Raw genomic sequence first — 15,824 nt, 5'->3', positions numbered from 1 at the left:
AGCAACTAGATGATTATCGGATTAACAGGTAGTATTGCTAGCGGGAAAAGTACTGTTTCCAATATGTTAAAAGAAATGGGCTTCCCGATAATAGATGCGGATATTGTCGCGCGTGTAGTAGTAGAAAAAGGTACTAGGACACTTGAAATGATTAAAGAAACATTTGGTCCTGTAGTTACCCACGAAGATGGTGCTTTAAATCGTGAAGCACTAGGTGAGATCATCTTTTCGAATCCTTCTAAACGCAAACAGTTAAATGATATTATTCATCCTGCTATTCGAGCAGAAATGCTAGCCCAGAAGGAGCATTTAGTGCAGCAAAATCATCCAGTCATCATTATGGATATTCCTTTGCTTTTTGAAAGTAGGCTGCAGGCATTTGTGGATAAAATTTTAGTAGTGACAGTAACTGAGCAGACGCAGCTAGAAAGATTAATGGCACGGAATGGTTTTACGAACGAGGAAGCCAAATTACGTATTCAATCACAATTACCTTTATCAGTTAAAGAAGAAGGTGCGGATGCGGTTATTTATAACAATGGATCAATAGAAGAAACCGAACAACAATTGAAAAAAATATTAGGTATTTGGGAACAAGAAAACTAAAAATAAGTAATCATAATTTTGTTTAACATTGGGTGGTCGTGACGTTAGTCTCGACCACCCTTTTTTAAAAAATCGGTATTATAACGCAATAAATCTGTCCAAAGCATCTCAGAAATAATAGAAACAATTTTTGACTTTATTAAGTTTCCTGAGCACTACTGAAACAATTTAATATTTGTCTGAAAATAACGACTTTATTATTCTATCTTTTTGGGGCTACACAATAAAGAAAATGTGTTATACTAATTCAAGGTTAAAAAACAATAAGTATCACATAGTTACAGGAGGACTTTTCATATGGCAGTTTCAGTTGCAATTAATGGTTTTGGACGTATTGGGCGGATGGTATTTCGCCAATTAATAGCTCAAGAGGACATCAATGTGGTAGCGATTAATGCGAGGTACCCATTAGAAACATTGGCACATCTTATCAAATATGATTCTACACATGGTACTTTCACTGGAAATATTGAATTGGCCGATGATGCATTAATTGTAAATGGTCAGCGTGTACAAATTGTAGATGATAGAGATCCAGCCAATTTGCCTTGGAAAGCTATAAATGTGGATATTGTTATTGAATCCACAGGTAAATTCAACGACGGTGAAAAAGCCAAAGCACATATTGAAGCTGGTGCTAAAAAGGTAATTATTACTGCTCCTGCAAAAAACGAAGATGCAACAATTGTAATGGGAGTTAACGATGATAAATTAGATTCTTCGATTCACCATATTATTTCTAATGCTAGCTGTACTACAAACTGCTTAGCACCTGTCGTTAAAGTATTAAATGACACATTTGGCATTGAAAATGGGTTAATGACAACTGTTCATGCATATACAAACGATCAAAATAATTTAGACAATCCTCATAAAGATTTGAGACGTGCACGTGCCTGTGGCCAATCTATCATTCCAACTTCTACCGGAGCAGCAAAAGCACTTACTCTTGTACTGCCAGAGCTTGAAGAGAAGATTCATGGTATGGCATTACGTGTACCAACTCCGAATGTCTCTTTAGTTGATTTAGTTGTGGATTTACAAAAAAATGTTACTGTTGAAGAAGTAAACAAAGCTTTTGTCAAAGCATCTGAAGGCGCAATGCAAGGTATTTTGGGTATTACAATGGAACCGCTCGTTTCAATTGACTTTAACACTACAACCCTATCAACAACAGTAGATGGTTTAACTACTATGGTTATTGGAGACCGCAAAGTGAAAGTTCTTGCGTGGTACGATAATGAATGGGGTTACTCTGCAAGAGTAGTGGACCTTACTAAAAAAGTTGCGTCATCTCTATGATTATTCCATCCTCTTTCTAAGTATTTAGAAAGAGGATATATTATTTCTTGCATATTTAAATAAAACAACATATAATGAGAATCGTGTTACTTTACTTGTACACCGACTACTTAAAGGGTTAGGACCTCTTAGGACTAACTTTCCCCCGTGGTAGTCAACTTTGAGGTTAAAAATAAAACTTATCAAAGGGGGAAACGGACATTGGAAACAATGGGACGTCACATTATTGCAGAACTATGGGAGTGCGATTTCGACAAACTTAACGATATGCAATTTATCGAGCAAACATTTGTTGATGCTGCACTAAAATCTGGTGCAGAGGTCAGAGAAGTTGCATTTCACAAATTTGCACCACAAGGTGTAAGTGGAGTCGTTATTATTTCCGAATCGCATTTAACGATTCACAGCTTTCCAGAGCATGGTTATGCTAGCATTGATGTGTATACATGTGGTGATTTAGATCCATCAATCGCAGCTAACTATATAGCAGATGCTCTTAACGCTGGAACACGCGAAACGTTAGAAATGCCACGTGGTATGGGACCTGTTAAAAAGCCTGCATCACGAATGACAGTTCAAGCGTAATAGATTTATACCTGACTGAGTGAGCAGAGGAAGCGATTCCTCTGCTTTTTCGATTTTATAGAAGAATATTGTTATAATAGATACATAAAACTACCGTGAAGAATTAGGAGAGATCAATATGAGATGCCCAACTTGTCAATATAATGGCACAAAAGTTGTCGATTCTCGTCCTGTGGATGACAATAAGGCGATCAGAAGAAGAAGAGAATGCGAGGATTGTGGATTTCGTTTTACTACGTTTGAAAAAGTAGAAGAGACACCACTAATCGTTGTGAAAAAAGATGGCTCTCGTGAAGAGTTTAGTCGTGAAAAAGTGTTGCGGGGGCTTATTCGTGCTTGTGAGAAGAGACCGGTTGCACTAGAGGAACTTGAAAATATGGTGTTCTCTATTGAAAAAGAATTACGAAGAATGGGTAATGCAGAGGTAAAGTCAGAGGACGTTGGCGAGATTGTAATGGATAAGCTTGCGGAAGTAGATGAAGTAGCTTACGTACGATTTGCATCTGTTTACCGTCAGTTCAAAGACCTTAATGTATTCATCGATGAACTAAAAGAAATTTTAAAGAAAAATCCATCATTATAAACATTTTATATATATCAAAATCTAAAAGGAGCGTAGATGCAATTGTCGATGCTATATAAAGAGCTACAGCCAGCAGATTTGTATATGATTCGCTTACCATATTCTTTATCAGATTATGATCGGCAATTGTTGACTTTGTTTTATCAGCCGTTGGTGGGAGCAGAAAGTATAAGTTTGTATTTGACACTTTGGGCAGATGGAGAACATCAAAACAGTGAGCGATGGTCGCATTATCAACTGATGAATGTTCTTGGCATGCCAATCGGTAAAATTTTTCAAGGACGTCTTGCTCTCGAGGCAATTGGTCTGCTACGTACTTGGAAAAAAACAATGGATGAAGGAAGTATATTTCATTATGAGCTTGCAGCGCCATTAGATGCTGAATCATTCTTAAAGGATCCATTACTATCCATGTTTTTGCTAAACAAGGTAGGAGAAAATGCTTTTATACAATTGCGTAATCGCTTTGTCCAAAGCGCTAATTGGAATGAGGGCTTCACAGACGTCTCTAGAACTTTTGTCGATGTATTTAAACCATCTACTAAAATGAATAATACAGTATCTGTCGATGAAACTTTCGAATCAAAGGAAAGAAAATCTTCTGTCCCTTTTTATTACGATGAATTTGATTTTTCATTACTTCAAGAAGGTCTTTCAGAACAATTAGTGCCTAAATCAGCGATGAACATTGAAGCAAAAGAAGTAATTGCAAAACTCTCTTTCTTATATAACTTAAGTCCAGTGGAAATGCAAAAAGTAGTTATTTTAGCGTTAGATGATGATTTACATTTATCAGAAGCAAGATTAAAAAAAGCGTGCGCGGATTATTACAAACTAACGGTTTCGAAAGTGGCACCGGTAATTGAGAAAATTGAAAAGAAAGCTGTACCTATAGATACTACTCAACCTTTGACGAAGGAAGGGGAGCTAATCCACTATTTAGAAACAACTCCTCCAATAACCGTGTTAAAGGACATTGCAAACGGGAAAGAGCCGATTCTCGCCGATGTTCAGCTAGCTAATCATTTTGTAACTCATTTTAAAATGCCCATTGGGGTAGTCAATGTTTTACTGCAATATGTATTACTACGTACAGATATGAAACTCACAAAAAATTATGCAGAAAAAATTGCTTCTCACTGGATGCGTAAAGATGTCAAAACAGCAAAAGAAGCAATGGAACTTGCTAGAAACGAGCATGAGCAATACGTAAAATGGAAAAACGAAGGCTCTCCACAAAAATCGTATTCTAAAAAGCCAACACGGGAGGAAAAAGTGCCTGATTGGTTTTATAAGAAAGATGGAGAAGCGAAGAAATCCTCAGGTAATTCGACGAATGGTATTCAAAATATCGATGAGGAACGTCAAAAACTATTAGCAGAGCTAGGCATGCTAAAAAGGTAGGTGGAAGAAGTGGAACGTATAAATGAAACCTTAAGAAGAGTTGTGTCGCCCGAATTTACTACGAGATTAAATGATATGAAAAAAGAAGTTTTAGAAGATCAACAGGTACAGAGTTTTTTAGAGGAAAACGCATCACATATTAACAAGGAGATAGTCGATCGTAGCTTAAGTAAGCTATATGAATTTATATCACAGTCTCATAATTGTGAAGCCTGTCCAACACTAGATGAATGTAAGAATTATATGAAAGGGTATGAACCTAAACTAGTACTTGATCGAAACTTGATCGATAATGATTTTATTCGTTGTAAACGAGGTATTATTGAAGATGAGCGTAAGAAGGTTACTTCCATGATTGACAGTATTCATATGCCTAAAGAGGTTATGGAGGCTAGTCTTGCTGGAGTGGACTTAGAGGATGGTAGTAGAGTAGTTGCAGTCCGTGCAGCTAAGGATTTTCTCAACGAGTGGGAGCGTACAAATGTGTTGCCAGCTAAAGGATTGTATATCTACGGTAAGTTTGGTGTAGGAAAGTCCTATTTATTAGGAGCTCTCGCAAATGAGCTAGCGGCAAGACATATACATTCCGTAGTTGTGTATGTTCCGGAATTTTTTAGAGAAATGAAGCAATCCATCCAGGATCAGTCACTTGCGGAGAAAATTGAATTCGTCAAACGAGCTCCTGTTTTAATGCTAGATGATATTGGTGCTGAAACAATGTCCAGCTGGACGAGAGATGAAATCTTAGGTACGATTTTACATTATCGAATGTCGGAACAGTTACCAACTTTTATGTCTTCTAATTTTAACTATGACGAGTTGCAGCATCATTTATCTTTCACACAACGTGGAGAAAAGGAAGTAGTCAAAGCTGGTCGAATTATGGAGCGTATTCGTTCACTTACGACTCCCATTGCACTTCAAGGGAAAAATTGGAGAGAAAGTTAAAGAATATGTGAGAGATTGCTCGGGAAAATTGGATTTCATCTTGCAATTGAATTTTCTGTGGCGTATAATCATTTTCATAAGAATAAGTAAATGCGAGGAAGAGGACAATAATCAGTTTGTACGACTTTAAAGAGAGAGAAGCCTTGGCTGTAAGCTTCTTAAGTATCGGCAATCGATTTACCACCTCAGAGCAGTAATTGTGAATTTAAATAGCAATTACCGGTAACCGGCCCGTTAGCCGATGCAGAGCTTCGTCTATTTCATTTGTCATTACTTTTAGTAATGGGTAGACAGAAGAAGGGTGGAACCACGACTTGAACCTCGTCCCTTTTTAGGGATGGGGTTTTTTTATTGTTTTCACTTATTGTAAATATAAAAGGAGTGTTCAAAATGGCAGAAATTATTAAATTGAAATTTCCAGATGGTGCAGTGAAGGAATTCCCTCTATCAACAACTACAGAAGAAATAGCTCAATCGATCAGTCCTGGATTACGCAAAAAAGCACTTGCTGGAAAACTAAGTGGAGTATTAATCGATCTTAAAACGCCAATTACAGAGGATGGAGATATCGCGATCATTACTCCGGAATCTGACGAAGCGCTAGAAATTTTGCGCCACAGTTCAGCACATTTACTTGCGCAAGCAGTAAAACGTCTTTTCAAAGACGTTAAATTAGGTATTGGTCCAGTTATCGAAAATGGTTTTTACTATGATATTGATTCACCAACACCAATAACTGCAGAAGACTTACCATTAATCGAAAAAGAAATGAAAAAAATTATTAATGAAAATATTGAAATCATTCGTCATGATGTTTCACGCCAGGTTGCTTTTGATAAATTTAAAGAAGATGAATACAAAGTAGAACTTTTGGAAGCAATTCCAGAAGGTGAACAGGTTTCAATTTATGAGCAAGGGGATTTCTTTGACCTTTGCCGTGGCGTCCATGTTCCATCTACAGGTAAACTTAAAGAGTTTAAACTATTAAGTATCGCTGGGGCTTACTGGCGTGGAAATAGTGATAACAAAATGCTTCAACGTATTTACGGTACTGCATTCTTCAAAAAAGAAGAGCTTACACATCACTTAAATATGCTAGAAGAAGCGAAAGAACGCGATCACCGTAAAATAGGGAAAGAGTTAGAGTTATTTACAACTTCTCAAAAAGTTGGGCAAGGCTTGCCACTTTGGTTACCTAACGGTGCAACAATCCGTCGTGTAATTGAACGTTATATTGTAGATAAAGAGCTTAAACTGGGATATAAACATGTATATACACCGGTATTAGGTTCGAAAGAGCTTTACGAAACATCTGGTCACTGGGATCATTATCAAGACTCGATGTTCCCACCAATGGAAATGGACAATGAAACATTAGTTCTTCGTCCAATGAACTGTCCACATCATATGATGGTGTTCAAAAATGGTATGCATTCTTACAGAAACCTACCATTACGGATTGCTGAATTAGGAACAATGCATCGTTATGAAATGTCAGGTGCAGTATCAGGCTTACAACGTGTTCGCGGAATGACTTTAAATGATGCGCATTTATTTGTACGGCCAGATCAAATTAAATCAGAATTCCAAAAAGTCGTAGAATTAATTATTTCCGTTTATAAAGATTTTAACTTGGAAGACTACTCATTCCGTCTTTCTTATCGTGATCCTCAAAACAAAGAAAAATATTTTGACAACGATGAAATGTGGGAAAAAGCACAAAGCATGTTAAAAGAAGCGATGGACGAGCTTGGTTTAGATTACTTTGAAGCCGAAGATGAAGCAGCATTCTACGGACCAAAATTAGACGTTCAAGTGAAAACAGCAATTGGTAAAGAGGAAACTTTATCTACTGTTCAATTAGACTTCTTGTTACCAGAACGCTTTGACTTAAATTACATTGGAGAAGATGGCAAGCATCATCGTCCAGTTGTTATTCACCGCGGAGTAGTTTCTACGATGGAACGCTTTGTAGCATTCTTGATCGAAGAGTATAAAGGTGCATTCCCAACTTGGTTAGCACCAGTCCAAGTTGAAATCATTCCAGTTTCCAATGAAGTGCATTTTGAATTTGCTAAGCAAATTGAAGAGCAACTAGTTGCTGCTGGTTTCCGCGTTGAAATGGATGACCGCGAAGAGAAACTGGGATATAAGATTCGCGAAGCACAAATGCAAAAAATTCCATACATGCTTGTACTAGGCGATAAAGAGCTAGAAGCAGGTAATGTAAATGTTCGTAAATACGGAGAACAAAAATCAGAAAGCATTCCTTTTGCAAAGTTCTTAGAACGTTTGAAAGAAGAAGTAGCACATTAATAGATTTGTTTGTTGACATGATCATATCAACATGCTATAGTTAATAAGGTTATTGAATACAAGTTTGCGGTATAAGAAGAGGCTGCCCGCTTCTCACCTGTTTGACACCTACAAGTGTTGTTGACTGGTAAGCATAAGATCGACTGTAACATGTAGTTATTACATGTACTCATATCGGCGGGCAGACATATATTATATGTCTGTTCGCTTTTTTTATGGATCTAAAACGGCGTAACTTATTCGTTTCTACGGAATTTATGCCCAAACCATGTATTCGCGACACTATTTGGAGGTGGATCAATATTAGCAAAGACATGTATGTAAACGATGGCATTCGAGCACGCGAACTACGAGTTATTGATCAGAACGGCGATCAATTAGGTTTAAAAACCCGTAATGAAGCACTTGAAATAGCTGGTCGAGTAAATTTGGATCTTGTCCTTGTGGCTCCTCAAGCCAAGCCGCCAGTCGCTCGTATCATGGACTATGGTAAGTTCAAATTTGAGCAGCAAAAGAAAGATCGTGAAGTTCGTAAAAATCAAAAAATTATCGTGATGAAAGAGGTTCGTTTGAGCCCGACAATCGATGAGCATGATTTCCAAACGAAACTAAAAAACGCGATTAAGTTCCTTGAAAAAGGAGATAAAGTGAAAGCATCTATCCGCTTTAAAGGTCGTGCCATTACTCATAAAGAGATTGGACAACGAGTTTTAGATAGATTTGCAGAAGCTTGTACGGAAGTATCCACTGTCGAGTCAAAACCGAAAATGGATGGCCGTAGTATGTTTTTAGTGCTTGCACCAAAAAACGAAAAACAGTAATAGAGTACAATTGTTTAGGAGGAATTCGACATGCCGAAAATGAAAACTCACCGTGGAGCTGCAAAGCGTTTCAAAAAAACCGGGACTGGAAAATTAAAACATGACCGTGCTTTTGGAAGCCACTTATTCGCTAATAAATCTACTAAAGCAAAACGTAAATTACGTAAAACTAAAGTAGCTTCTTCAGGCGATTACAAACGTATCAAAACTTTATTAACTTACATGAAATAATAACAGAAATTCAATCATTCGAAAGAATAGCAGGAGGTAATGAATCATGCCACGCGTAAAAAGCACACCAGTAACTAAACGTCGTCGTAAAAAAGTATTAAAATTAGCTAAAGGTTATTACGGTTCAAAACATACATTATACAAAGTTGCTAACCAACAAGTAATGAAATCATTCATGTATGCATACCGTGACCGTCGTAACAAAAAACGTGATTTCCGTAGACTATGGATTACACGTATCAATGCGGCAGCTCGTATGAACGGACTTTCATATAGCCGTTTAATGCACGGATTGAAATTAGCTGAAATCGAAGTTAACCGTAAAATGTTAGCGGATCTTGCAGTAACAGATTCTCAAGCATTTACACAACTTGCAGATGCAGCAAAAAAAGCAATCGCAAAATAATATAAGTTAAAAAAGCTGATAGAGATTCTATCAGCTTTTTTTGTACAAGGAGCAAAGTAAATATGACAAATGTTCTTCTTATGTTTATATTGATCATGTCGATTATCGCTTTTGTTTTAATGGGATATGACAAATCACAAGCAAGAAAACAGGGGCAACGCATATCAGAAAAAACACTTTGGACACTAGCGGTTGTTGGAGGCGGAATTGGCGCATACATTGGCATGCAAATGTTTCGCCATAAAACGAAGCACACGAATTTTCGTGTAGGGTTTTTAATGCTAATGATTTTGTATGCATTTTTGATTTTTTACATATTAACAAAAGACAGCTCGATTATTGCATAGAGCTGTCTTTTTTTGCTCTGATTTCCGCGAAGTGGTGTTTAATAAAGTTGGCACAAGACATTCATAGTGGAGTTGTGTTGAATGCCAATCATAAAATTAGATAGAATTATGAAATTAAACAAGGTACTTATTATAGAAACGATGATTTTAATACGCATATAAATGGAATTAACCTTTGGTATACATACTAGATTCTAAAAAGATAGTTGTTAGTAATACTATGATTTCCGTTACACGCGGACGCTTTCCGCGGGCACGGCTTCAATCTCCTCGTCACTACGAAAACATATGCTCCCGCGGTTACTCGTCGCAAAGACATTGGCCAAACAAAGTTCGGCCAGCGTCTTTCCTGCGGGGCTTTCAGCTCGCGCTGTTCCCGCTGGAGTCGCCGCGTTGCACTTCAATCATTAATAGAGTTGATATTAACTTTGAAATTGAACAGAGATAGTATGAAAAAACCGATGATTATGAAAAGGATACATATCAGGTTCAAGTTATAGCAAAACATCGCTACTTTTCACTGAATCAGTACTTATTATTATGAGGTTTATTTATATCAATAATTGATAGAATATGAGTTGTAGAATTTCCACATAGGTAAGTCATACATATATAATTCATAATTTACTAAAGTTATCTCCTTCAAAACAGCATTCTACAGGATGTGCTCCTTCCAATCCGCAAGAGCGCGAAGAATGAAACTTAAAAAAGGATGAAGGAGCGATAGCGACCATCCTTTAAGGCTCATGCGTAGCGTGCGGCAAGCGCACATCCGTGTAGTAAATATTCTATACTTAACTACTAGACAATTTTTTAATATAAAATCGATCACTCAACAGCAATAATCGATCAATCACCATTGATAATCGATCAATGACGTCATATTATCAATCGACCACATCAAATAATCGATCGATCGAAAAAAAGGTTGGTCGAGGACTCTCGACCAACCTTTTCTAGTAGTCATCTTGCATTAATTGTTCAATTGGACTTTTCCAGTTGATTTTGGCTTCTGGATAATTCATTTTGATTTCATTTTGTAAAAAACGTAAGTCCTCTTTTGTAAAGCCTTGTAGTTTAGCGGGATCTTTTGTCCATATAAAAATAGAGACTACTTCGAAAGCCTGATCGGTTGTTCCTAAATATTTTTCACCTTCGAAAAGAGCTCCTTTATACGTGATAAAGAAGTTTTTACGAACATTTTTTACTTCATCATAATAATAATACTGCTCCTTTTCATATGCCTCATCTAGCTTGCGCTTTGGATCAAATAAGTAGCGAAGGATTTTATAAAAAACATATATGATAAGTATCAAAATAAGTAATCTTAATATATAGAACATCTCAAATGTCCTCCTTGTAAAATACATTGTACTTGCTATACGATAGAGAAGGTAGTTTGGTTTCAAAATAAATTAAAATATTTGGAGGAAATGATGAATTTACATAAACTTTTTACAATGCAGCGTGCTTTAGACCAATATATACAAGCTAACATGCAAGTGACGGAGGATGTTTTTATAAAAAAAGGGTTGGCACTTATAGTTGAACTCGCGGAACTTGCGAATGAAACGAGATGCTTTAAATTTTGGAGTGAAAAGGGGCCTTCAGAACGAAGCGTTATTTTGGAAGAATACGTTGATTCTATCCACTTTATATTATCGTTAGGAATAGAAAAAGGCTTTCATGATTTACACGAATGGCCACGTGAAGTTGTGGAAGGTGATTTAACAGCACTTTTCATATCAACGAATAAATCCATTTTAACATTTTTAACTGAACCGACTAAAATTCACTACGAAAAATTGTGGATTCTGTATGGTGCAATTGCAGAAAAACTTGGCTTTAGTAGTGAGGATGTCTTACAAGCGTATATCGAAAAAAATGAAACGAATTATGAGCGCCAAAAAAATGGTTATTAACTTTGTTTGAAACTTTTTCACATATTAGCCGTAAATTAGCAAAAGCTTGATTGTAGGTTAAATCAATGAAAAAGTTTTCATTGTATTCTCTTTTAATATTCCTTTCCTTTTCTTTCGGAATAGTAGCAGAAGCAAAGTCCTATTCCATAGATAAAGTACATATAAAATCATGGATTCAACCAAATGGTGATCTTTTAGTAAATGAAGTATTTACATATAATTTTGAGGGATCCTTCTCTAATTTGAGCCGCTCTTTCCCAAAAGAACACGGGGAAAATGTAGAACATTTATATGCCTATAAGTTAGCTCAATTAAACTTAGAACCAGGGTTTATCGATCAGACTATGATGACACCACTACAAGTACAACAAGAAAACAACACGTTCTATTCCAATATTGGTATACGTAATCAGCAAGTGTCGTTTTTATATGTGTATAGGCTTAAAAATAGTATTACTGCCTATGATAATTATAACGATCTGGATGTTGTTTACTTTGAAGATGGGGATGCTCATGACCGGGATTTCTCTAATTTAACGATTGATTATATTTTCCCGGAAACTGTAGAAACAAATATGTTTGAAGGTTTTTTTTCTAATAAAGCAAAGGTGCAGATCGAAAAAAATACTATTGGTATTCGGTTTAGAAGTCCTGTTTCCAAAGCTTATACGGAAACAAAGACTAGTTTAATATTTCCAGCAAACCTAATTTCAACACAGGAAAAAACTAAAGCATCCGTAACCTATGAAGAGGCATTGGCTAATGAAATAAAAAAGCAAAAAGAATGGAATAAACAACTATCCTTTCTAGGTACCCTAATCTCATTCATACCGAAAGTCTCTGTCGCTATGCTACTCATCATTCTTAGCTTTCTTTTGTTTTTACCGCAAAGGCATTTTTGGAGAAAGGGACAAAGTGATGTAGTTTTAAATACCGATGTATTGTATTTGTTTTTTGTTGATAAATGTGGAAAACCTCATCCTAAAGCCTTCCTTGCAGGTCTTTTTTCACTAGTTGAAAAAGGGGCAGTGAAAGTTAAGCATGCAAAGTCTGCGCTTCGTTTTAAACATGATCCGAAAGCTCCAGAAGAAACGCTGGATTTTCGGCTTATAAATGGGGGATTAGCAGCTTCAGTTTTTGAATGCAATTGACTAGTTGGCTGTTTACAACTAGAAGTGGCTCTAGAAAATGGCAATTTCATTTACACGATGCTGCAGGCGCCGCGAAGGATAATAGGGACTCCAAATTCTTTCATACTAAAGTGAAGGTCTTTAAAAAGAAACAAACAGTGTGGCACGATTTAGTTGAAAAAGAGCTAGAAGAAGCGGGAGCTATTAATAGTAAAATTCCTTTACTAATTATAACTGCGGCTATCATTATAGTTTCAATGATTACAATGTTTGCATATTATGCGAATGCGCAAAGCTATTTTGCGATTCCTTTTATTTTCACAATAACGATTAGCTTTTTAGTTATCCTTTGGAATAAAAAACGTTCAACTCTATTTTTTAGTGTATACTCAGTTTTAATATTTTTTTCTATTACTTCTATTGGGAATGATGAAATAGTAGATTTAATCATTGGATTGTTATTCATGATTATTGTTTTATATTTAGTTGTACCTAGAAACATTCTTTCGATGAACGCGGTACGAGCCAAAGATGCAGTACGTTCCTATCGAAAAGAACTAAATAATGGTATGCCAATTACCTTAAACAATGTTGAACAAGAAAAATGGATTATTAGAGCCTATTTATTAGGTAGAAAAAATATTGACATCCCACTCGAGGAATTCTCTATTCCGCTTGCTACAGTATTACTTGCAAGTACAGACCCGATAGATTATGTTACAAAGTCTTGGTCATGGACTAAGGTTTCCACTTCTTCGTCAGATGGAGGGGGTTCTTATGGAGGAGATTCTGGAGGTGGAGGAGACGGCGGTGGCGGAGCTGGAGCTGATTGATGTTTCACTTTTTGTTCTCAAATTTTGAAAATGTCATAAATTTAGAATATAATTAAACCGTACATATATTTAGGAGGTCGAAATAATGCCAAAGCTAGATGAAACTTTAACGATGTTAAAGGATTTGACAGATGCAAAAGGGATTCCTGGTAACGAGCGTGAACCAAGAGAAGTGATGGAGAAGTACATCGCACCTTTTGCAGATAAAATTGAATACGATAATTTAGGAAGTCTTATTGCAGAAAAAGTTGGAGATGCGAACGGACCTAAGATAATGGTAGCTGGTCATTTAGATGAGGTAGGCTTTATGATCTCAAAAATTGATGACAAAGGGTTTTTGAGCTTCCAAACAGTAGGTGGTTGGTGGTCCCAAGTAATGCTTGCACAGCGCGTAACAATTGTGACACGTAAGGGAGACACAATTACTGGTATAATCGGTTCAAAACCTCCTCATATATTATCTGCAGAAGCTCGTAACAAAGCGGCTGACGTGAAAGATATGTTCATTGATATTGGTGCATCTTCAAAAGAGGAAGCAATGGAATGGGGAGTATTACCGGGAGATATGGTAGTTCCTTATTTTGAGTTTTCCGTAATGAATAACGATAAGCTACTATTAGCAAAAGCATGGGATAACCGTATTGGCTGTGCAATTGCAATTGATGTGTTAAAAGCACTTAAAGATGAACAACATCCAAACATCGTTTATGGAGTAGGTAATGTCCAAGAAGAGGTTGGCCTACGAGGTGCTAAAACAACAACTAATAAAATCAAACCTGATATAGGCTTTGCAGTAGATGTAGGTGTAGCTGGCGACACTCCAGGTATTACTGCAAAAGAATCGACAAGTAAAATGGGTGCGGGTCCACAAATCGTATTATTTGATGCATCCATGGTTTCCCATAAAGGTTTACGTGATTTCGTAACGGATACAGCAGACGAGCACAATATACCTTATCAATTTGAAACGATACCAGGTGGTGGAACAGATGCAGGTTCCATGCATATTTCCGTAAATGGTGTTCCTTCTCTTGCGATTGGTGTTGCAACTCGTTATATACATTCTCATGCAGGAATACTGCATAGAGACGATTATGAAAACACAGTGAAGTTAATTGTAGAAGTGATAAAAAAATTAGATCGTGATGCTGTAAACAAAATAACATTCGATTAATACTAGCGTTTAAAGGGTTTGAAGTATCATATCCTTTAAACGTTTTTATTATTTTAAAATTGTATATAAATCCACTTGACTTTATATTTATTCAAACATATAATTAGCATTACATAAATATACGGAAAAAGGAGTTTTTATAAATGAAGTTACTTGAATGGGTGAATTTAAAAGTAGTGGATAGTTTAAAGGGGAAAGACTTATTGACGCTTTTAGATTACTCAAAAGAGGAGGTAGAAGACTTAGTTCAGTTAGCTGTTGAATTGAAGACGTTGACGAAAGCTGGAAAATGTCCTCCTTTACTTGAAGGTAAAACGTTAGGAATGATATTCGAGAAACATTCCACTCGTACAAGAATCTCCTTTGAAGTAGGTATGAAGCAATTAGGTGGAAATGGTATGTTCATGAATGCACGCGATTTACAAATTGGTCGCGGTGAATCTGTATACGACACTGGCCATGTATTGTCCGGTTATTTAGACGGCATCATGATTCGTGCAAACTCACATGAGATGGTTAAAGAGCTAGCGGAGCATGCTAGTATTCCAGTTATTAATGGATTAACCGATATTTTTCATCCCTGCCAGGCGCTTGCAGACATTTTAACGATACATGAAGTGAAGGGATATACGGCTGGATTGAAGCTTGCTTATATCGGTGATGGGAATAATGTTGCGCATTCTCTAGTTATAGCAGCAGCGTATATGGGAATGCATATTTCAGTAGCAACTCCGGTTGGCTATGAAGCTGATGTGCAAATACTAGAAAAGGCTAAAACTATTGCTCTAGCAAATGGTGGCTCCTTGTTCGTATCCAATGATCCTGTAGAGGCGGCTGTAAATGCAGATGTTGTATATACAGATGTTTGGACTTCGATGGGGCAAGAAGAGGAGACAGTTAAAAGACTAGTAGATTTTAAAGATTTCCAAATCAATGACGCGTTAGTTGCAAATGCAAAAGATGATTATATGTTTTTACATTGCTTACCAGCTCATCGAGAAGAAGAGGTTGCAACCTCTGTTATTGATGGTCCTAACTCATATATTTTTCAACAAGCAGAAAATCGCTTGCATGCACAAAAAGCAGTACTTGCATCGGTTATGGCTTAAATGGTTTCACCAAATGGAGAAGACAGGGTTTGTCTCTTCATTTGAGATTATTAATATTTCCGTGATGTCGTTTATCAAGATGGATAACTTCATCACTACATAGGAAG

Annotated in this window: 17 protein-coding genes and 1 other annotated feature; of the genes, 16 read left to right on the top strand and 1 reads right to left on the bottom strand. The window is 36.6% G+C overall.

All coding sequences use genetic code 11. From position 1 onward, the window contains the following. Nucleotides 1-9: 9 nt before the first annotated feature. From coaE to ACIQX2_RS11240, 11 genes are all read left to right on the top strand, one after another. Nucleotides 10-606, top strand: coding sequence for a dephospho-CoA kinase (gene coaE, locus ACIQX2_RS11290; protein WP_402850119.1), 597 nt, complete (start codon nt 10-12; stop codon nt 604-606). 297 nt (nt 607-903) lie between these two features. Beyond that, nucleotides 904-1,908, top strand: coding sequence for a glyceraldehyde-3-phosphate dehydrogenase (locus ACIQX2_RS11285; protein WP_402850117.1), 1,005 nt, complete (start codon nt 904-906; stop codon nt 1,906-1,908). Nucleotides 1,909-2,109: 201 nt separating this feature from the next. Then, nucleotides 2,110-2,493: an adenosylmethionine decarboxylase gene (gene speD, locus ACIQX2_RS11280; protein WP_093060429.1), complete on the top strand. Its 384-nt coding sequence runs from the start codon at nt 2,110-2,112 to the stop codon at nt 2,491-2,493. 118 nt (nt 2,494-2,611) lie between these two features. After that, nucleotides 2,612-3,076, top strand: coding sequence for a transcriptional regulator NrdR (gene nrdR, locus ACIQX2_RS11275; RefSeq protein WP_402850112.1), 465 nt, complete (start codon nt 2,612-2,614; stop codon nt 3,074-3,076). A gap of 36 nt (nt 3,077-3,112) precedes the next feature. After that, nucleotides 3,113-4,480: a replication initiation and membrane attachment family protein gene (locus ACIQX2_RS11270; RefSeq protein ID WP_402850109.1), complete on the top strand. Its 1,368-nt coding sequence runs from the start codon at nt 3,113-3,115 to the stop codon at nt 4,478-4,480. Between the two features lie 9 nt (nt 4,481-4,489). Further along, on the top strand, nt 4,490-5,428 hold the full coding sequence (dnaI, locus tag ACIQX2_RS11265; protein ID WP_402850106.1) for a primosomal protein DnaI: 939 nt from the start codon (nt 4,490-4,492) through the stop codon (nt 5,426-5,428). Nucleotides 5,429-5,514: 86 nt separating this feature from the next. Continuing rightward, nucleotides 5,515-5,760: a binding site (T-box leader), on the top strand. Nucleotides 5,761-5,818: 58 nt separating this feature from the next. After that, nucleotides 5,819-7,744, top strand: coding sequence for a threonine--tRNA ligase (gene thrS / locus ACIQX2_RS11260; protein WP_402850104.1), 1,926 nt, complete (start codon nt 5,819-5,821; stop codon nt 7,742-7,744). A 257-nt stretch (nt 7,745-8,001) separates the two neighbouring features. Next, entirely contained in the window at nt 8,002-8,565 is a 564-nt protein-coding gene (infC, locus tag ACIQX2_RS11255; RefSeq protein ID WP_093060784.1) for a translation initiation factor IF-3, read from the top strand. Nucleotides 8,566-8,595: 30 nt separating this feature from the next. Beyond that, nucleotides 8,596-8,796 carry a 50S ribosomal protein L35 gene (gene rpmI / locus ACIQX2_RS11250; protein WP_053588661.1) on the top strand — a complete coding sequence of 67 codons (201 nt, stop codon included), beginning with the start codon at nt 8,596-8,598 and terminating at the stop codon, nt 8,794-8,796. 46 nt (nt 8,797-8,842) lie between these two features. Next, nucleotides 8,843-9,202, top strand: coding sequence for a 50S ribosomal protein L20 (gene rplT / locus ACIQX2_RS11245; RefSeq protein WP_090564198.1), 360 nt, complete (start codon nt 8,843-8,845; stop codon nt 9,200-9,202). A gap of 62 nt (nt 9,203-9,264) precedes the next feature. Further along, complete coding sequence (locus ACIQX2_RS11240) at nt 9,265-9,549, top strand: DUF1294 domain-containing protein (RefSeq protein WP_402850100.1); 285 nt, start codon at nt 9,265-9,267, stop codon at nt 9,547-9,549. A 956-nt stretch (nt 9,550-10,505) separates the two neighbouring features. Here the strand turns inward: ACIQX2_RS11240 and ACIQX2_RS11235 are convergent. Further along, the gene (locus ACIQX2_RS11235) at nt 10,506-10,892 is read right to left on the bottom strand and encodes a sigma-w pathway protein ysdB (RefSeq protein ID WP_402850097.1); all 387 of its coding nucleotides are present in this window, start codon (nt 10,890-10,892) and stop codon (nt 10,506-10,508) included. A 93-nt stretch (nt 10,893-10,985) separates the two neighbouring features. Here ACIQX2_RS11235 and ACIQX2_RS11230 point away from each other — a divergent pair, with 93 nt between their 5' ends. The 5 genes from ACIQX2_RS11230 to argF all read left to right on the top strand — a co-directional run bounded on the left by ACIQX2_RS11230 (nt 10,986) and on the right by argF (nt 15,717). Beyond that, on the top strand, nt 10,986-11,471 hold the full coding sequence (locus ACIQX2_RS11230) for a dUTP diphosphatase (RefSeq protein ID WP_402850094.1): 486 nt from the start codon (nt 10,986-10,988) through the stop codon (nt 11,469-11,471). Nucleotides 11,472-11,536: 65 nt separating this feature from the next. Next, on the top strand, nt 11,537-12,622 hold the full coding sequence (locus ACIQX2_RS11225; protein ID WP_402850091.1) for a DUF2207 domain-containing protein: 1,086 nt from the start codon (nt 11,537-11,539) through the stop codon (nt 12,620-12,622). Beyond that, nucleotides 12,613-13,434, top strand: coding sequence for a hypothetical protein (locus ACIQX2_RS11220; protein WP_402850089.1), 822 nt, complete (start codon nt 12,613-12,615; stop codon nt 13,432-13,434). Before ACIQX2_RS11225 ends, ACIQX2_RS11220 begins: the two co-directional genes overlap by 10 nt. An 85-nt stretch (nt 13,435-13,519) precedes the next feature. After that, complete coding sequence (locus ACIQX2_RS11215) at nt 13,520-14,608, top strand: M42 family metallopeptidase (protein WP_402850087.1); 1,089 nt, start codon at nt 13,520-13,522, stop codon at nt 14,606-14,608. Nucleotides 14,609-14,751: 143 nt separating this feature from the next. Further along, nucleotides 14,752-15,717, top strand: coding sequence for an ornithine carbamoyltransferase (gene argF / locus ACIQX2_RS11210; RefSeq protein WP_402850084.1), 966 nt, complete (start codon nt 14,752-14,754; stop codon nt 15,715-15,717). Nucleotides 15,718-15,824: the final 107 nt, after the last annotated feature.

The organism is Psychrobacillus sp. NPDC096623 (assembly GCF_044762655.1).
Taxonomy (GTDB): domain Bacteria; phylum Bacillota; class Bacilli; order Bacillales_A; family Planococcaceae; genus Psychrobacillus.
This window is presented reverse-complemented; position numbering and strand designations above follow the sequence as displayed.